A 19445-nucleotide genomic window follows, 5' to 3' on the forward strand; every position below is an offset into this window, starting at 1 on the left:
ACCCTCATCCAACCCGGAACCTCCGACATTCACACGGCTGAAACCACCAGAAACGGGCCAGGTCAGAAGGGTATTCCAGAACACCGGAACACGGTGCGAGCGGCGAGGGAGAAGGCCCCGGCGAACCAGAAACCTCACCACGTTTCGTCTCGCTCCGCTCGCTCAACGACCCGCGAGAAACCACCCGACCGGAAGCTCACCACGTTTCGTCTCGCTACTCTCGCTCAACGACCAGAGAGTGCGCGTTTCGACTCGCTGCGCTCGGCTCAACGACCAGAGGAGACACGTTTCGACTCGCTCCTCTCGCTCAACGACCGAGAGTGAACGCGTTTCGTCTCGGTCCCCTCGCTCAACGACCGAGAGGGGTCCCCTCGCTCAGTCCGCGAAGGTCGATCCGTCGATGACGAAGCGGTAGCGCACGTCCGATGCGAGCACGCGCTCGTACGCCTCGTTGATCTGCGACGCCGGGATGACCTCGACCTCGGCCGCAATGCCGTGCTCGGCGCAGAAGTCGAGCATCTCCTGCGTCTCCTGGATGCCGCCGATGTTCGACCCTGCAAGCGACCTGCGGCCGCCGATCAGCGACATCACCTGCACCGGCAGGGGCTCCGCCGGAGCACCAACGCACACCATCGATCCGCCCACGTCGAGCAGGCTGAGGTACGACCGCAGGTCCACGACCGCGCTCACGGTGTTGAGGATCACGTCGAACGACGAACGCAGGTTGCGGAACGTCTCGCGGTCGCTCGTCGCGTAGTAGTGGTCGGCGCCGAGGCGCAGCCCGTCGTCCTTCTTCGTGAGCGTCTGCGACAGCACGGTGACCTCGGCGCCGAGCGCGTGCGCGATCTGCACGGCCATGTGGCCGAGCCCGCCGAGTCCGACGACGGCGACCCGGCTGCCGGGTCCGACGTTCCAGTGCCGCAGCGGGGAGTAGGTCGTGATGCCGGCGCAGAGCAGCGGGGCAGCGGCATCCAGCTCGATCCCCTCGGGGATGCGAACGACGAACGACTCCGTCACGACGACCTGCTCGGAGTATCCCCCCTGGGTGACGGTCCCGTCCCTGTCGATGCTGCCGTAGGTCAGGATCGTGCCGTTCGTGCAGAACTGCTCGTCGCCTCGCTGACAGTTGCGGCACTCGCCGCACGAGTTCACCATGCATCCGACGCCGACCCGGTCGCCGACGGAGTGACGTGTGACGTCCGATCCGACGGCCGCGACGGTCCCGGCGATCTCGTGCCCCGGCGCGAGCGGATACCTCTGCGGGCCCCAGTCGCCGCGCACCGTGTGGATGTCGGAGTGACAGATGCCGGCGAACGCGATGTCGATCAGCACGTCGTGCGGTCCGAGCTCACGGCGCTCGATGACGGTCTTCTCGAGCGGAGCGGCTTCGCTGGGGGCGGCGTAGGCGTGGACGCGGGTCATGCTGTCGACACTACCCGCGGCGCTTAGGCGAGAACCGTGCGCGCCCGCGGTGCTCGCCCCGTTTCGTCTCGCTTCGCTCGCTCCACGACCCGGGGAAAGGAGAGCTCGCTCCACGACCAGGGGAACGATAGCGCGCTCGACCCGCGTCCGCGTCAGCGCTTCTTCTGCTTGAGCGCCTTCTCCTGAATGGGCGCGTCCCCGGATGCCGCGAGCGCGGCGTAGTACGCGCGGGCCTCGTCCTGGCGCTCCTTCTCCGCACCCGAGGCGATGGGTGCGCGCACGTGCTCGGGCTCGTACCCGAACGCGTCGACGAGGTCGAGCGCGTGCGGACGCAGTCGAGCGCACAGCCGATCGATGTAGCTCGACACCGCCGCAGCACGCTGCATCGACAGGCGGCCGTTGATGAGGTGCCAGGCGAGGTGCTTCTCGATGAGCTGCAGCCCGAACAGGTCACGCAGCCAGGTCAGCACCTTCTTGGTGTCGGCGTCCTCGACCCGGTGCACGGCGTCGGTGAAGGCCTCCCACTGCAGCAGCTCGCCGTGGGCGCGCGCCGCTTCGATGAGCTCGGCCTGGTTCTCGTTGAACAACTTCGACCCGAGCGCTTTGTCCTTGGCACCGGGGCGCAGACGAGCCGCGATGTCGGCGACCATCTGCTGCACGCGCTCGGCGAGCAGCAGGTGCTGCTGCTCCTCGCGCAGCCCGTTCTCGACCGACCGAGCCACCTGACCGAAGTCCGCGACCGACTGTCCGAACTGACGCAGTCCGGCACCGTGGAACAGCTTGCCCGCGGTCTGGCCGACGGCGAACTTGGCGAGGGCCGCGGCATCCTTCCCCGTGAACTGCTTCGCGTAATCGGTGAGCAGGCGCTTGCCGACGAGCTGCAGCAGCACGTTGTTGTCACCCTCGAAGGTGACGTAGATGTCGAGGTCGGCGCGGAGTCCGACGAGACGGTTCTCGAACATGAAGCCGGCGCCGCCGCACGCCTCGCGAGCCTCCTGCAGGGTGTCGAGCGCGTGCCAGGTCGACAGCGGCTTGAGCGCGGCGGCGAGAGTCTCGAGGTCTTCCCGGTCGGCCGGAGTGTCGGTGCGGCCGGAGAACACGCCGTCGAACTTCTGCAGGAACTCGTCGTGCGCGAAGATCTGCGCGTACGTCGTCGCAAGGCGGGGCAGCAGGCGGCGCTGGTGCTTGCCGTAGTCGAGCAGCACGACCTCCTGGCCGTCGATGCCGTCGAACTGGCGCCGCTGCGTCGCGTATGTGATCGCGATCTTCAGTCCGAGGGCCGACGCCCACGACGCCGCTCCGTCGAGCGACACGCGCCCCTGCACCAGAGTGCCGAGCATCGTGAAGAAGCGGCGTCCCGGGCTGTCGATCGCGCTCGAGTAGGTGCCGTCGGGGGCGACGTCGCCGTAGCGGTTGAGCAGGTTGGTGCGCGGGATCCGGACGTGATCGAACGACAGGCGTCCGTTGTCGATGCCGTTGAGTCCGCCCTTGAGGCCGTCATCCTCGCGGCCGATACCCGGCAGGTCGACGCCGTCCTCGCCGCGCAGCGGCACGTAGAAGCAGTGCACGCCGTGGTTCACGCCGTTGGTGATGAGCTGCGCGAAGACGGTCGCGGCGATGCCGTGCAGGGCCGCGTTGCCGAGGTACTCCTTCGTCGCCCCGCGGAACGGGGTGTTGATGACGAACTCCTCGGTCTCGGGGTCGTAGGTCGCGGTCGTCCCCACTGCGGCGACGTCGGACCCGTGCCCGATCTCGGTCATCGCGAACGCGCCGGGGATCTCGAGGCTCATGATGCCGGGCAGCCACTTGTCGTGGTGCTCGGCGGTGCCGAGCTGCAGCACGGCGGAGCCGAAGAGGCCCCACTGCACGCCCGACTTGATCTGCAGGCTCGGGTCGGCGGTGACGAGCTCCTCGAACCCGGCGATGTTGGCCCCGTTGTTCTCCTCGCCGCCGAGGCGCTTCGGGAAGGCGCGGTGCACCGCCTTGTTGTCGACCAGCAGGTGCAGCTGGCTGAGCACGCGCTCCCGGTGCTCGTCCTTGCCGAGCTCGTCCTTGCGCCAGAACGCCGAGTCCTTGATCATCTCGCGGGCCTCGCGCCGGGTGTCGGCCCAGGTTCCCAGCAGCAGCTCGGTGACCGCGTCGACGTCGAGCCGCGCGTTCGCGGAGGACTCGTTCGACTCGGCGGGGGTCGTGTTCGGACGGACGGCAGCGTCGACCATGGCGCGTTCCTCTCAGGAGAAGATCGGGGATGCCTCAATGGTAGGTGTGCCACAACCCACCACGAAGTCACCTGTATGGTTTCGCCAACCCGTCTCGACCTCGTCGCCGGAGCGGATTGTCGTCAGCCCACAGTCAGACCGCAGTCAGGCGAAGTCGACCGAGCTCCCCGGTCACGCCTCGGCCGGCGCGCGCGGAGGCGGTGCCGACTTCGCGTCGTCCCACCGGCGGGCGACTCCCGCGCTCATCCGCGACCAGGTGCGGTCGCGGATGAAGATCGAGTCGATCGCGATCATGGTCAGCGAGAACCACGGCAGGCCCATCAGCACCGCGATCCCGATGTGGAACGACAGGATGCCGACGAGGCCGATCAACCGGGTGGGACGGGTGAGAAGCATGAGCGGGAACGCGACCTGCAGGATGATGGATCCCCAGCTCGCAGCGACGACCATCGGACCCCAGGTCGTGACGAGATCGCTCAGCACCGGCCAGGTGCCGAACCGGGCGGTCTGCAGCGGGTTGTAGACCGCGTACCCCTCTTTCCACGGATCGCCGCCGGCTTTGAACAGCGCACCGGATGCGTAAACGAAGCACACCTGCGCGGTGAGCGCCACCAGCGCGAGGTTGTGGAAGACCGTGCCCAGCAGCGCCGGTTGGCTGCCCGGCGGGAACCACTCCCCGCTCTTCGCGCGCCGACGCGCATCGAGCGACCACCGCGCGGCGGGGTCGGCGAAGAACAGCAGCAGCAGGGCGATGCGGAACATGTTGTCGCCCTGGTCGCCCACCATGTCGTTGGCCTCGATGAACCCGACCCACAGGCAGAAGAAGACGGGCAGCACGATGCGGAAGCGCCAGCCGAGCACGAACAGCACGGCGAGCACCCCGAGGAAGAGGTACAGGGCGGTGTACAGCGCGTCGTTGCCCATCACCGCGTGGAACGCGCTGAACACCCAGATGGTCGGGAAGTCGCTGACCGGCTGCGCGAGCTCGCCGTTCCACGCCGACCCCGATCCGAAGGTGTAGAGGCGGGTGCTGAAGTTCGAGGCGAGGAGTCCGATCGCCGTGACGCCGAAGAGGATCCGCGTGACCGCAAGCCCGTACAGGGCCTTCTTACTCGAGAAGAGCCAGTCGCTGACGAACGCCGAGATGCGATCGATCGCCGACACGACCATGGCCCAGAAACCCGCGACCATCGACGACGCGAACGTCAGCAGCCGCACCGGGAACGACACCTGCGCGTCGCCTTGTCTGCGGCCGGGCGTGGGCGAAGGAGCGGATGACGGAGCGGATGCCGGCGCAGGCTTCGGCGGTGCCGGTGACTCGACCGGCGCGGGAGCGATGGTCGTCGCGGCGGGGCGCCGTCCGCGGGTCTTCGTGGGGGCGCTCACTTCTGCGTCCTCTCGAACTGGCTCCGGAAGGTGTTCGCGAAGTTCTCGCGACTCTGCCCTTCCTCTTCTATAGGGAGACGCCACCCGGTCGTCGAGAACGTGGGATCGGGGCGCTGGGCGCCGGGGTCGTTCCGCTCGGCGTAGGGCACGACGTTCTGCCTGCTCACCCGGTACTGCACCTCGACGACGGCATCCGCTCCCCAGATCGCGTAGGCGACCTGGGTGGCGTACGCGGTCGAGAGGTGCTCCTCGGCCATGTACGCCGCGGTCGACGGGTTGTCACCCTCGAGCTCGTCGAAGGAGCGCACCATCCACTCCTCCCACCCGTCCTCCGTGTAGTCGAGTGCGACGACCGCCTGCTGCTGCTCGTTCAGCTTGTTGTAGGCGTTCATCTGACCGCTGGCGACTTCGCTCGACTGGATGCCGGCGCGTGGCGGGAAGAGGTTGTAGCGGATCATCGACAGCTCGACGTCGGTCGCGCTGACCCACCCTGTCTCGACCTGCTCGCCGTCCTTCTCGATCACGGCGCGGACGTTGAAGTGGTAGTCGCCGTTGATCGGCTCCGGCGCGAAGACGCTCCACGACTGGCCGAACATCGGCAGCATGTACCCCGCGAGCACCTCCTGCGTGGGGATCTCCCGCAGAGCGGAGTACGGGGCGATCCAGAGGAAGGAGGCCCCGACGTGCCAGAGCGTCAGGAGGCATGCCCCGAACGCGATGAGCTTGACCCACCACGAGGGCCGCGGTCTCGCCGCGTCCACGCGCTCGTCCGCGGTGTCCGATTCGGATGATGTCTGTGTCGTCGTGGTCATTGTGCGCACCTTCCTGACCGCCGAGGGTGTCGGGGCCGCCGTGCGCGGCGGCCCCGACGAGGGTGTCGCTACTCGACCATGCGGTCGGTCGCGACGGTCTGTGCTCGGCGTCGGCCGAACCTGACGGCTCCGAGACCCAGCACCAGCAGCAGTGCTGCGAGGGCGATCCAGCCGCCCTGCACCTGGCCGCCTGTGGTGGCGAGCCCCGAGGCCACCACCTGGAAGGTCGCCGCCACGCTGCCCGAGCTCGCACCGGTGAGGGTCACCGTGTGGGTGCCCAGGTCGTAACCGGCCGGGATCGTCCAGGTGAAGGTCACCGTGCCCTGGGCGTTCGCGACCTGCGTGCCCAGCGCGAGCGGCGCCGACGTCATCACTCCCGTGACCGTCTCGCCCGGCGCGAAGCCGGTGCCGACGGCGGTCTGGCGGTCGCCGCGCTCGAGCACGGGGACCTGGATGATGATGCCGAGCTTCGCACCGGGGTCGGCTGCCGCATCCGCGGAGGCCGAAGCCTGCGCGGTCGCCGAGGCCGAGGCCTGCGCGGTGGCGGATGCCGAGGCGTCGGCCGCCGCCGTCGCCGACGCGGTGGCCGAGGACGAGGCGTTCGCCGCCGCGGCCGCCGAGGCGTTGGGGTCCGCGTCGGCCGAGGCCGAGGCGTCCGCTGCACTCGTCGAGGTCGCGTCGTTCTGCGCCGCCGCCTGGGCCGCCGCGGCCGCCGAGGCGTTCGCCGTCGAGGTCGCAGTGGTCGAGGCGTCCGTGGAGGCGTCGGTGGTCGCAGCGGCCTGAGCAGCTGCCTCCGCCGTCGCGTCAGCCGCCGCCGAGGCGCTGCTCGTGGCATCCGCCAGAGCCGCCGCGACCGCTGCCGCCTGCGCCGCCGCGTTGCTGTCGTCGTCGGCTTGAGCCGAGGCCGCCGCCGACGCCGAGGCGTTGGTGTTGATCTCGGCCGAGGCGTCCGCCGAGGCAACGGCATCCGACGAGGCGTCGGTCGACGCGGTGGCGATCGCCGCCGCGCTCGCGTTGGCCGCCGCGCTCGTGCTGGCGTCGGACGTGGCCGAGGTGTCGGCCGCCGTGTTCGACGTCGCATCCGCGAGGGCCGCCGCCTGCGCCGCGATCGCCGCACCGGCGTTGGCCGACGAGGTCGCGTCGGCGGTGGCTGCGGTCGATGCGGTGGCTGTCGCCGCCGCCTCCGATGCCGCCTCCGCCGCGGGGTCGGCCGCAGCGGATCCCTCGGCCGTCGCATCGGCGTAGGCCGCGGCCTGGGCCGCCGTCTCCGCCACTGCGGCGCTCGACGCGTCGGCGTTCGCGGATGCGGATGCCGAGGCCGCCGCGTTCGCGTTCGTCGATGCCTCCGACGAGGCGTCGGTGGACGAATCGCTCGTGGCCGCGGACTCCGACGAGGCCGCCGAGTTCGCGTCGGCCGCTGTCGAGGCCGCCGCGTTCACGTCGTCCGAGGCGTCGGCCTGAGCCGCCGCCTGGGCCGCGACCGCTGCCGCCGCATTCGCGGTGGTGGTCGAATCGGCGGAGGCCGTCGTGGAGGCGTCGGTGGTCGCCGCCGCCACGGCTGCTGCGGTCGCGTCGGCCGTCGCTGCGGCGGATGCCGACGACGTCGCGTCGGCGAGGGCAGCCGCTTCGGCCGCCGCCTGCGCCGACGGGTCGCCGTCTGCGGTCGCGTCGGCGGATGCGGAGGCGGATGCCGCGGCGTTCGTGTTCACGTCGCCCGGATCGCCGGCCGTGACCTCGGTGGTGTCGGTCGCCGTGATCGCGCCGGCCGTCGCGGTCAGCGTGTAGCCGGTGCCGGGGGTGGTGCCGGCGGGGACGGGATAGTTTGCGGTGAAGGCGCCGAACGCATCGGTCGTCGCGGTCACCGGACCGCCCACGTTCGCCCCGCCGCCCGGCGCGGTCAGCTGCAGCGACACGGAGGAGTTCACCGGCCAGCCGCTGCCGGTCACCGCGAGGTTCGTGCCGGCCGGGACGGTGGGAGCCGCATCCACGACGACCGGAGCCGCCGTGACCTCGGTCGTGTCGGTCGCGGTCTGGGTGCCCGCGGTCGCGGTGACGGTGTAACCCGTGCCCGCCGGAGTGCCCGCCGGGACCGGGTACGACAGGCTGAAGCCGCCGAGCGGTCCGGTCGTCGTGGTGACCGGACCGCCGATCGCGGCTCCGCCCGGAGCAGTGAGCTGCACCGAGATCTCCGTGTTCGCGGGCCAGTTCGCGCCCGTCACCCCGAGGTCGGATCCCGCCTCGACGGTCGCGTCGGCATCCACCGTCGCCGCCGCCGTGATCTCGGTCGTGTCGGTCGCGGACTGCGCTCCGGCCGTCGCGGTCACGGTGTAGCCCGTTCCGGGCGTGGCCGTGGCGGGAACGGGGTAGCCGACGGTGAATCCACCGCTGGGGTCGGTCGTCACGAGCACCGGTCCGCCCACGGGAGTGCCGTCGGGATCGGTGAGCTGAACCGTGACCTGCGAGTTCGCGGGCCAGCCGGTACCCGTCACCGGAAGGTCGGTTCCGGCCTGCGCGGTGTCGCCCGCGTCGACCGCTGCCGCTGCCGTGATCTCGGTCGTGTCGGTGGCGGACTGCGCTCCAGCCGTCGCCGTCACGGTGTAGCCGGCACCCGGCGTCGCGGTCGCGGGGACGGGGTACGCGAGCGTGAAGCCACCGCTGGGGTCGGTCGTCACGAGCTCCGGTCCGCCGACTGCGGCACCGCCCGGGGCGGTCAGCTGGACGGACACCTGAGTGCTCGCGGGCCAGTTGGCGCCGGTGACGGCAAGATCGGTACCTGCCTGAGCGGTGTCGGCCGCGTCGACGGACGCTGCGGCCGTGACCTCCGTGCTGTCGGTCGCGGTCGCCGCACCGGCGGTCGCCGTCACGGTGTACCCGGTTCCCGGCACCGCCGAGGCGGGCACCGGGTAGGCGAGCGTGAAGCCGCCGGCCGGGTCGGTCGTCACGGTCTCCGGGCCGCCGACGTTCGCCCCGCCGGGTGCGGTCAGCTGCACCGTGACCAGCGTGTTCGCCGGCCAGGTCGCGCCGGTGACGCCGAGGTCGGTTCCCGCCTGCACGGTCGCCGCAGCATCCACCGTCGGAACAGGCGCGTCGGTGACCTCGGTCGTGTCGGTCGCGCTCTGGGCTCCGGCCGTCGCCGTCACGGTGTATCCGGTCGCAGCGGGGGTACCGGCCGGAACGGGATAGGCGAGGGTGAAGAACCCGGTCGCATCGGTGTTCGCGAGCTCGGGCCCGCCGACCGCCGCACCGCCGGGGGCGGTGAGCTGCACGGACACCTGCGAGCTCGCGGGCCAGCCGGTGCCGGTGACAGCCAGATCGGTGCCGGCCTGCACGGCAGGTGCGGCATCCACGGCGGCGGCCGCCGTCACCTCGGTCGTGTCGGTGGCGCTGACGGCGCCAGCGGTGGCGGTCACCGTGTAGCCGGCGGCCGGTTCTGCGGATGCCGGGACCGGGTAGGCCAGCGTGAAGCCGCCAGTCGGATCGGTGGTCACGGTCTCAGGACCGCCGACGTTCCCGCCGCCGGGCGCCGTGAGCTGCACGGAGACCTCGGTGTTCGCGGGATACCCGGAACCCGTCACGGTCAGGTCGGTGCCCGCCTGCACGGTGTCGGCCGCGTCGATCGCGGCGACGGCGGCGACCGCCGACTTCACGGTCGACGAGCCGAGGTCGAGCGACACTCCTCCCCCGACTCCGGGAAGCAGATCGACCCCCAGCGCGCGCACCGTGAAGCTGTCGGCGCCGAGGTCGCCCGTGGTCGGCTGCTCGTTGATCGTGATGGTCGCGATCTCCGACAGCACGCCCTGCAGAACCGGGTCGAGCGTCGCGAGGAGCGGTGTGGTCAACGCGGCGAGAGCCGGCTGCACGAGCGGGATGACGCTTGTGAGCGCCGTGTTGACGAGCGGCCCCGTGGTCGTCGCGACCGCCGAGGTCACGGCGGCGATCACCGGGTTCAGCAGCAGGCTGAGATCCAGCCCCGCGAGCGTGATGTCGGTGGTCGTCGTCGGTGCCGGCGTCGCCGTGCCCGCGAACTGCGCGAGCGTCCCGGCGACCGTGATGGTGCCGGAGGTGAGAGTGATACCGGTGAGCGGGTTGGTGAGCGTGACGCCCACGTTCACCGTGGCCTGCAGCTCGTTCAACGTCGTCGCGAGGGTGGAGGTGACCTTGCCGTTGAGGCTCTCGGGGTGTGTTCCCGTGAGCGCCGAGGTGATTCCCTGCTGGATCGCCGAGATCATCGTCGCGGAGAGCACGGGCGTGTTGGCCGGAAGCGTGTTGAGGTTCGCGCCGGCGCCCGTCTCGACGAGCAGCTGCGCGAGGTTCACGGAGATCGTGCCGTCGGCCAGATCGACGAGCACCGACCCGGTGGTGTTCTCGAGGGGTTCCTCGAGAACTTCAGTGACGACCGTCTGACCGACGGTGTCGAGTCCGGCGATGGACGCGGTGCCGCCGGTCGCAGAGAAGTTCGCCACCAACGGCACGTCGGGAATGGCGTTGACGGTGCCGACGAGGGTCGTGGCGAGGGCTGTCAGCGCGCCCGCTGGGCCGACGAGATCGCTGACCGGCGTGAGCGTGCCCTGGATGGCACCGCCGAGCGTCGTCGACAGCCCGGCGACGAGGTCGCTGTGCAGGTCGAGGCCCAGGTCGGCGATCCGGTACTCGGACGTCGCCGCATCGGTGTTCGACTCGGCCCGCGATGCGAGCGCACCGATACCGATCGAGGCCTGGTCGAGGACCGCGTCGGTGAGACCTGCGACATCGAGCTGATCGAAAAGACCCGTGAGGTCGAGGGTCCCGGGGGTGACGCTGCCGTCGATGGCTCCCGCGTCGATGGCGCCGCCCGAGGTGATGGTGCCGGATGAGGCGATCGACTGCGTCTGCGTCGGCGAGGAGCTGAAGCTCTGTGCACTGCCGAGGTCGCCCAGTTGCAAGAGTCCGGGCGTCGTGCCGTCGGTCAGCAGCGGAACGTTGAGCGAACCCACATCGATGCTGAGGGCGCCCAGCGCGGTGAGGTCGAGACCTCCGAGCTCAGGCCCAGGCGCAGACGGATTGCTCGTCAGAGTGTGTCCGAGCGTCGCGATGTCCAACCCACCGAGCAGGTCCGCCGGCAGCTGGATGATCTGCCCCTGCGCAGCCGACGGATCGGTCGGATCCGCTGCGTCGAGGGCGTTCGCCGCCGTCGGTGCCAGTGCACTCGCGAGGATGACCGCAGCGACTGTTCCGCCTGCGATTCCTCCTCCGATGACCCTGCGTCGCCGCAGAGTCCTCCCCTCCGAAATGTCCATTCGCCTCTCCCGTGATGCAGATTCTCCGCGTCATGGGCCCTCCCCAGGTGCCGAAGACATCAACGGCCGAGCGCATGTTTGGGAGACAGTATTCCGGTGTGAGCGGATTTATGTCCAGGTTTTGTCCAGCTTTCCCGCTCGGATTAACCGATGTCGAGACATTTTGCAGCCCAAGCGATATATCGGATTTCCGAGACGCTCAATTGAATGACGGTTCAGTCAACAAGGTGCGCAACACGCAGAACAACCGTTCTGCGTGGCGCGGCCCGCGGCACGACGAACGCCCCGCAGGCGCTGGCCTGCGGGGCGTTCGTCGTGCGTGAGCGTCTAGAGCACGAGGCCGTGCCCGAAGCGGAACAGCGGGTCGGCAGTGTCGAACGGCACATCGGGGCGGGAGGCTTCGACCGCCGACATCGACCGCGGCAGGTCGAAGGGCAGCCGGCCCTTCGACGGGGACGCGCCGCTCAGCACGTCGAGCAGCGCGGCTGCGGACGCACCCCAGTTCACGGCGACGGCCGCTGCGCGGACGGTCACGGGCTCGAGGATCGCCGGTCGGTCGGCGAGCACATCGACGACCGTCGGAACGACGGCCGAGATCCGCTCGACATGATCGATCACCTCGTCCGGGAACTCGAGCGATCCGGCATGGAAGAAGTTCTCGAACATCGTCTCGCGCTGCTCGAACGGCGCCTGCAGACGGATGACAGCGAGATCGGCGGCATCCGGGGAGTCGACCACCTCGCCGTAGGCGGCGGCCACGGCGACATCGACGCCCTCCACGTAGAGCCTCAGACCGCGACGGAACGGCAGGATCCCGTCGTTCGTGAGCACCGTGATCGAGGCGCGCTGGGCCTCCTCGCCGGCGGCGCGGAACTCCGGGGCGCCGACCACGGCGTCCGCGGCGTCCTCGTCGACGAACGGATCGTCGAAGAGTCCGAGTTCGAACTTCTCGCGCAGGATCCGCCGCGCCGAGGCGTCGAGCCGCTCCTCCGCGATCGACCCGTCGGCGACGAGCTCGAGCAGCAGCTCAGCGCAGTCCTCGCCGCCGAACTGGTCGGCTCCGGCGTCGAGAACTCTGCGCATCCGCTCCCGCGGAGACAGGTGCTCGACGCCCCAGGCACGGGCCGGGAACGGCTGACCGAAGATCTCCGCGTCGGTGATGAGACCCCAGTCGGTGCACACCAGGCCGTCGAATCCGAAGCGCTCCCGCAGCAGGCCGGTGATCACGGACTTGTTGAAGCCGAAGCCGACCTCCTCGTACTCGGTGCCGACCGGCATCCCGTAGTACGGCATCATCTGCCTGGTGCCCGCGGCCACGGCATCCGCGAACGGCTTCAGGTGCAGTTCGAACTGCCCGCCTGGATACACCTGCTCGCGGCCGTACGCGAAGTGCGGATCCTCGCCGTCCTTCTGCGGACCGCCGCCGGGGAAGTGCTTGGTCATGGTCGACACCGAGCCGGGACCGAAAGACGAGCCCTGGAAGCCGCGAATATATGCCGCTCCGAGAATGCCCGCCAGTTCCGCGTCCTCGCCGAAGGTCGCCGTCTGTCGCGCCCAGCGCGGTTCGGTCGCCAGATCCACCTGCGGGTGCAGGGCGACGCGCAGCCCGACGGCGGTGTATTCCCTGCGGGCGATATCCGCGAACCGCTCGACGAGTGCGGGGTCGCGGGTCGCCGCCAGACCGAGCGTCTCCGGCCACTGCGAGAAGGGCCCGGCGAGGATCGACGCTCCGGGGTTCTCGCTGAAGGAGTGGCGCGGGTCGGTCGACAGCGTCACCGGGATGCCCAGGCGGGTGGATGCCGCGAGCCGCTGCAGCTCGTTGTGCCAGGCCGCGATCTCGCGGCCCGTCGGCGCAGCGCCGAGGAGGTTGAAGTGCGTGAGGTGCTTACCCTCCACGAGCTCGCGGGCGCTCGGCATCCCGAACACCGGGTTCGCCTCGTCGAGGTCGCCGATCGCGATCATGGTGTGGAAGAAGAGGCCCGCCTTCTCCTCGACCGTCATCTCGTCGAGCAGCAGTTGCACGCGCTCATCGGTCGAGAGGCTGCGATCGAGCCAGGGCCTTGCGGTGGTCGTGGTCGTGACGTCCGTCATCTCACTTGACTCCCTTGATGCGGTAGACGAGCACGGCACCGGCGAGCGCGACGAGCGCGCCGAAGAGGTACCAGGTGGGGTAGCCGCCGAGCGGCGTCGCAGCGCCGAGCGCGATGATGCCGGGGGCGATCGCCGGCGCGATCGACTGGGGCAGCGCGTTGGCGATGTTGAGCACGCCGAGGTCCTTCGCGACGTCGTCGGGGTTCGGCAGCACCTCCGTCGCGAGCGCCAGGTCGACCGACAGGAACGACCCGGCGCCGAGACCGATGATGGCCTGTGCGAGGATCACGATCTCGATCGAGGGGGCGACCGCCAGGATGACGAGGCCGACGACCATGACCAGACCGGCGACCGCGACGAACGGGCGGCGCTTGCCGATGCGGTCGGAGAGGAAGCCGCCCAGCGGCGATGAGATCGCCATGGCCGCCATCGACGCGAGGTTCGCGATGAGGATCGTGCTGACCGCCCCCTGCTCGTCGAGTCCGAACCGCGTCACGAGGTAGAGCGGCAGGAAGGTCGCGATGCCGGCGTAGCCGAACATGACGAAGAACTTCGTGAGCCACGTCCAGCCGAAGTCCGGGTGCTTGCGGGGGTTGAACACGAACGAGCCGAAGAACATCGCGAGCGTGAAGCGCTCGGCGGGCTTCTGGGTGAGACGACGGTCCTTGAGCGTGAGGACGAAGATCACCACGAGCACGAGCGCGATCACGCCGGGCACGACGAAACGCTCGAAGTCGCCGGGAAGGAAGTTCACCAGGAAGCTGCCGGCGAGGATGCCGATGGGGGTCGTGATGCCGACGACACCCGAGACCTTGCCACGGCTCGACACGGGAACCTGGTCGGGAAGGGTCGCGTTGGCGGCGGCGAGCACGGCGTTCATCGCGGTCTGCACCAGGCACCAGGCCAGCAGCACGACCCACACCGATGTCGCGACGCCGATGATCGCGAAGCCGCCGAGGCCGACGATCGCTCCGCCGAGGATCCATGGGCGGCGCATGCCCCACCGCGACGTGGTGCGGTCGGAGAGCCGGCCCACCAGCGGATTCGCGACCAGCGCGAACGCAGCGCCGACGCCCATGACGAGGCCGAGACTGCCCTCGGTGTTCGTGGGGTCGAGACGCTGGATCTTGAAGGCCATCGACACCATGACCGGGGTCAGCAGCGCGAGGAAGACGCCGAAGTTCACGGCGGCGAGTCCGGGGGTGTAGCCGCGCGGGGTCTTCGGAGGGGTCGTGCCGACAGCCTTGAAGCCGGTCGTTCCGACGGCCGCCGCATTCGCGGCCGGTGACAACTCTGTCATGGGATTCCTTTCGGGCAAAGGTGCGCCGATCGTCTTCGAGGCGGCGTCGAGATGGCCATACATGAAAGTCGACCGATTGGTAAGTGAATATCGACCGATTGGTAATGAGAGAGGATGGGTGGGTGAGGAGGCCGCGATGACGACAGCGACTTCGACGGGCGCCCGGCAGGCGCGCGCCGCTGCCACCAGGCAGCGCATCGTCGACGCCGCCCGCGAGCTGTTCGTCGCGAACGGCTACCGCGCCACTTCACTGCGAGACATCGCGGCCGCGGCATCCGTCAGCCATCCCGGACTCCTCGGCCACTTCGCCTCGAAAGACGCTGTGCTCGCCGAAGTAGTGGCCGGGTTCGAGGACGACAACGAGAGGGCATTCGACGCGATCGTCGCGAATGCCGAGCCCGGCGCCCTCGTCTCTGCGGAGATCGCGGCGCGCAACGCACGCACGCCCGGCTATCTGGAGCTCTTCGCGGCTCTCACGGGCGAAGCATCCACTCCCCGGCATCCCGCGCACGAGCGCATGCAAGGACGATACGAGAGGCTCCGCGCGATGACGCGGGATGTGCTCGTCGACGCCCGACAGCACGGGACCATGGATGCCGATCGCGACCCGACCGCCGAGACGATCCGCCACATGGCCGGGTGGGACGGCCTGCAGCTCATGTCGCAGTATCTGCCCGACCGTGTCGACGTCGTCGCCATGCTGGAGGAGCGGGAATCGCTGTGGGCGCTGCCGCCCGGCTGGCGCGACCACGACGACGCACCGGCCGCCGCGACCGGTGCGCCTTTCCCCGGCCTCACGGGTGCTCTCATCGACGAACCGACAGACGCCGACCCCGGCTACGCCGTCGGACGCAAGCGGCGGGCGAGGATCGTCGCCGACGCCATGCGGCTGTTCGCTCGCGACGGCTACGGCGACACGAGCCTCCGCGACATCGCCGAGGCCGTCGGCGTCTCGAAGTCGACGCTTCTGCACCACTACCCGTCCAAGGAGCTTCTGTTGAGCGCGGTGCTCGCCGAGCGTGACCGCTCGATCCAGGACCGCGCCGCCACGATTCCCCTCGACCGCGCTGCCGATGCGCTGCGCGACCTACCGCTGGGCGCTTTCGGCAACGCTCACGACGAGCCGGGGCTGATCGAGGTGTACGCCGTGCTGTCGTGCGAGGCGGTCCCATCGGGGCACCCCGCTCACGAATACTTCACGCAGCGGTTCACACGCGTGATCGACTACTTCGCCGAACTCTTCCGGCTCGCACAGGGAGACGGCGATCTGCCGGCGCACCGAGATCCGGACCACGAGGCCGTCTGGCTCGTCGCCCTGTGGGACGGCCTGCAGTACCAGTGGCTATACGACCGGGATGCGGTGGACGTCGCGGCCCACCTGCGGGCCCACCTCGACGACGTGATGCCGCCGACCGACTGAGGCGGGCGGGCGGACAGCGGGTCAGGCGTTCGCGATCACGGCGAGCACGTCTTCGCCGTAGGCCTCCCGCTTCTTCTCGCCGATGCCGGTGATGCCCTCGAGGTCGGCGAGCGAGGTCGGCCGGTGCTCGGCGAGCGCCCGCAGCGTGGCGTCACCGAAGACGACGTACGCGGGCTTGCCCTGCTCACGGGCGACGCCGGCCCGCCAGGCGCGGAGCGCCTCGAAGAGGCCGCGGTCTCCGGCATCCAGAGCATCCGCGGCGCTCGCCTTGCGGGCGCGCGCCGGCGACGACGGCCGTCCGATCGTGTCCTTGCGGAGCGGCACGGGCGTCTCGCCCTTCAGCACCCCGGGCGCCTCGACGCCGGGGGCGAGGGTGCCGTACTCGCCCTGAGCAGCGAGGATGCCGCGGGCGAGGAGCTGGCGGATCACGCTGCGCCAGTCCTGCTCGCTGAGGTCGGAGCCGATGCCGTAGGTCGCGATCCTCTCGTGGCCCTGCTGGCGGATGCGCTCGGTCGACGCTCCGCGCAGGATGTCGATGAGGTGCCCCGCACCGAACGCCTGATTGCGCTCGCGCTTGAGCCGCACGATCGTCGAGAGCAGCTTCTGCGCCGGGATCAGCCCGTCGAACGTGTCGGCCTTCTCGAGGCAGGTGTCGCAGTTGCCGCACGGCTGCGAGTCCTGCCCGAAGTACCCGAGCAGGTTCTGCCTCCGGCACTGCACCGTCTCGCACAGCGCGAGCATGGCGTCGAGGTGCTGCCCCATGCGCATCTTGAACGTGCGGTCGCCGGGGCTCTGATCGATCAGGCGTCGCTGCTGCACGACATCGCCCAGGCCGTAGGCCATCCACGCGATCGAGGGCAGACCGTCGCGCCCTGCTCGACCGGTCTCCTGGTAGTACCCCTCGACCGACTTCGGCAGGTCGATGTGCGCGACGAAGCGCACGTCGGGCTTGTCGATGCCCATGCCGAACGCGATCGTCGCGACCATGACGACGCCGTCCTCTCGGAGGAAGCGCGACTGGTTCGCCGCGCGGACCTCTGACGGCAGCCCCGCGTGGTACGGCAGGGCGTCGAAGCCCTGCGCCGAGAGGTACGTCGCGGTCTGCTCGACGGACTTGCGGCTGAGCGCATAGACGATGCCGACCGCTCCCTCGGGCTGCTCGCGGATGAAGGAGACGAGCTGCTTGCGAGGGTCGACCTTCGGCACGATGCGGTACTGGATGTTGGGCCGGTCGAAGCTCGCGACGAAGTGCTTCGCGTCGTCGAGGTGCAGCCGCTCGGTCAGCTCCTTATGGGTCGCCCGGGTCGCGGTGGCTGTGAGCGCCATGCGCGGGACGCCGGGGAACCGCTCGCCGAGGTCACCGAGGGCGAGGTAGTCGGGGCGGAAGTCGTGGCCCCACTGCGACACGCAGTGCGCCTCGTCGATCGCGATGACGCTGAGCGTGCCGCGCTGCAGCAGCGCCGTCGTCGCAGGGCTCGACAGGCGCTCCGGCGCCACGTAGATGAGGTCGAGCTCGCCCGACACGTAGGCCCTCTCGACCTCGCGGCGCTCGTCGATCGACTGCGTCGAGTTGAGGTAGGCGGCCTTCACGCCGTTCGCGCGGAGCGCGTCGACCTGGTCGTGCATGAGCGCGATGAGGGGACTGATCACGAGTCCCGTCCCCTCGCGCACGAGCGCGGGCACCTGATACGTGATGCTCTTGCCGCCGCCGGTCGGCATGAGCACGACGGCATCGCCGCCGCCGATGACCTGGTCGACGATCGCCGCCTGGTCGCCGCGGAACTCCTCGTACCCGAAGACCGTGTGCAGCGCCTCGCGCGCGGTCGCGAAACGGCTCGGCGTCGCACGACGGACCGGCGGGGCGGGTGCCGTCGCCACCGGCGTCGCCGGCCCTGGACCCCAGTCGAGAGGCGGTTCGAAGCCGGCGCCCTGCGGCTCCCAGTCGAGGGGCTCCGGCGGCTCGCTCGGCTCCCAGCCACCCTCCCAGTCGTCGCGAGGCGGCTCGTCTGCGAACGGCAGATCCTCGTACGGGTCACGGGGAGTCTGCGGCATCCCTCCAGCGTAACGACCCCCGCCGACAACGGGGGCTGCGCCTCCCCAGCATCCCCTTCCCTTGCTTCAGGTGGCACCTTTTGTCGCATTTCCGCGCGAATTCCCGCAGCAGGTGCCCACTCGACGCGTCTCGCCGACCCCGGCGCCGCCGCGCGGGCGTAGGTTGGACGCAGACGCCCGAAGGAGCCTCCGATGACCGACTTCACCGTGACCCGCAACGACGACGCCTCGCGCTACGAGATCCATTCCGGCGACACGCTGGCCGGGTTCGCCGAGTTCCAGCTGCGCCCCGGTGTGATCCGCTTCATCCACACCGAGATCGACCCGGCTTTCCAGGGGCAGGGTCTCGCGAGCATCCTCGCGAAGGACGCACTGACGGATGCCGCGGCGACCGGAGACGCCATCGTGCCGCTGTGCCCGTACATCGCGAAGTACCTGACGACGCACGAGATCGAGGGCGCCGAGATCCGCTGGCCGCAGCGACCGTCCCCCGTCGCGGGCACCGACGGCGCGGAGGCCTGATGATCGGCGAGCGCCGCATCGTCCTGGAACCGCGCGACGTTCCGCTCGGCGGGGTGCGCGGCATGAACGTGCTGCGCCTGCTGCCGCACCGCAACCTGCCGACCATCGGCGCGTGGTGCTTCCTCGACCGGTTCGGCCCGGCCGATACGCGCATGCGCGTCGAACCGCATCCGCACATCGGTCTGCAGACCGTCACCTGGCCGCTGGTCGGCGAGATCCGCCACCGCGACGCCCTCGGCAGCGACGTCGACCTGCGTCGCGGCCAGCTCAATCTCATGACCGCGGGCAACGGCATCTCGCACTCGGAGTACTCGGTCGGCGACGATCCGGTGCCGCTCGACGCCCTGCAGTTCTGGGTCGTGCTGCCGGAGACCGCCCGACACGGCGCAGGTGGGTTCGAGCAGCACACGGAGCTCCCCGGCGTGCGGCTGCCCGCACTCGACGGAGCGGATGCCGCGGCCACGGTCGTGCTGGGCGAGTTCGCCGGCATCACCTCTCCGGCCTCCGTGCACACGCCCATCGTCGGTGCCGAAGTCGTCGTCGCCGCCGGGAGCACCGTGCGGTTGCCCCTGCACGCCGACTGGGAGCACGGCGTCATGCTCGTCGAGGGGGATGCCGTCGTCTCCCAGCATCCGATGGAGCTGAACGACATGCTCTACCTCGGCGACGAACGGGATGCCGTCGAGGTGTCGAGCGCGAACGGCGCGCTCCTGTTCCTCCTCGGCGGGGAGCCGTTCGAGAGCGAGATCGTCATGTGGTGGAACTTCGCCGCTCGCACGCACGAGGAGATCGTCGAAGCGAGAGACGACTGGGAAGCCGCATCCGACCGCTTCGGAACCGTCGAGGGCCACGACGTGCGCATCCCCGCGCCGCCGCTGCCCGACGTGAGACTCATGCCCCGCGGTCGCAAGATCTGACGCCCGCTTCGGAGTCTTGAATCTCGGA

General features: G+C 70.0%; 11 protein-coding genes. 3 read left to right on the forward strand and 8 right to left on the reverse strand.

Going from position 1 to position 19445, the window contains the following annotated elements:
* Window positions 1-375: 375 nt before the first annotated feature.
* From RAC81_RS06135 to RAC81_RS06165, 7 genes are all read right to left on the reverse strand, one after another.
* Window positions 376-1422 carry an NAD(P)-dependent alcohol dehydrogenase gene (locus tag RAC81_RS06135; RefSeq protein ID WP_375081523.1) on the reverse strand — a complete coding sequence of 349 codons (1047 nt, stop codon included), beginning with the start codon at window positions 1420-1422 and terminating at the stop codon, window positions 376-378.
* Between the two features lie 152 nt (window positions 1423-1574).
* Window positions 1575-3641: an acyl-CoA dehydrogenase gene (locus RAC81_RS06140; protein ID WP_375081524.1), complete on the reverse strand. Its 2067-nt coding sequence runs from the start codon at window positions 3639-3641 to the stop codon at window positions 1575-1577.
* Window positions 3642-3812: 171 nt separating this feature from the next.
* Window positions 3813-5027, reverse strand: a complete 1215-nt coding sequence (locus RAC81_RS06145) for an HTTM domain-containing protein (protein ID WP_375081525.1) — start codon at window positions 5025-5027, stop codon at window positions 3813-3815.
* Window positions 5024-5839: a DUF5819 family protein gene (locus tag RAC81_RS06150; RefSeq protein WP_375081526.1), complete on the reverse strand. Its 816-nt coding sequence runs from the start codon at window positions 5837-5839 to the stop codon at window positions 5024-5026. The genes RAC81_RS06145 and RAC81_RS06150 overlap by 4 nt, the downstream gene beginning before the upstream one ends.
* A 68-nt stretch (window positions 5840-5907) precedes the next feature.
* Complete coding sequence (locus tag RAC81_RS06155) at window positions 5908-11115, reverse strand: choice-of-anchor G family protein (protein WP_375081527.1); 5208 nt, start codon at window positions 11113-11115, stop codon at window positions 5908-5910.
* Between the two features lie 327 nt (window positions 11116-11442).
* A complete protein-coding gene (locus RAC81_RS06160) occupies window positions 11443-13206 on the reverse strand; it encodes a glycoside hydrolase family 3 protein (RefSeq protein ID WP_375081528.1) in 1764 nt (587 codons plus the stop codon).
* 1 nt (window position 13207) lies between these two features.
* Entirely contained in the window at window positions 13208-14506 is a 1299-nt protein-coding gene (locus tag RAC81_RS06165) for an MFS transporter (protein ID WP_375081529.1), read from the reverse strand.
* A 136-nt stretch (window positions 14507-14642) separates the two neighbouring features.
* On the opposite strand from RAC81_RS06165, the gene RAC81_RS06170 reads away from it, so the two are divergent.
* Complete coding sequence (locus RAC81_RS06170; protein WP_375081530.1) at window positions 14643-15926, forward strand: TetR/AcrR family transcriptional regulator; 1284 nt, start codon at window positions 14643-14645, stop codon at window positions 15924-15926.
* A gap of 21 nt (window positions 15927-15947) precedes the next feature.
* Here RAC81_RS06170 and recQ read toward each other — a convergent pair whose 3' ends face one another.
* A complete protein-coding gene (gene recQ, locus RAC81_RS06175; protein ID WP_375081531.1) occupies window positions 15948-17978 on the reverse strand; it encodes a DNA helicase RecQ in 2031 nt (676 codons plus the stop codon).
* Between the two features lie 192 nt (window positions 17979-18170).
* Between recQ and RAC81_RS06180 the strand changes: the two genes are divergently transcribed.
* Window positions 18171-18500 carry a GNAT family N-acetyltransferase gene (locus RAC81_RS06180; protein WP_375081532.1) on the forward strand — a complete coding sequence of 110 codons (330 nt, stop codon included), beginning with the start codon at window positions 18171-18173 and terminating at the stop codon, window positions 18498-18500.
* Window positions 18500-19417 (forward strand): pirin family protein, encoded by a 918-nt coding sequence (locus RAC81_RS06185; protein WP_375081533.1) that lies wholly within the window; start codon window positions 18500-18502, stop codon window positions 19415-19417. The genes RAC81_RS06180 and RAC81_RS06185 overlap by 1 nt, the downstream gene beginning before the upstream one ends.
* The last annotated feature ends 28 nt before the right edge of the window (window positions 19418-19445 follow it).

This window comes from Microbacterium sp. CR_7 (genome assembly GCF_041954755.1).
In the GTDB taxonomy this organism is placed as follows: Bacteria; Actinomycetota; Actinomycetes; order Actinomycetales; family Microbacteriaceae; genus Microbacterium.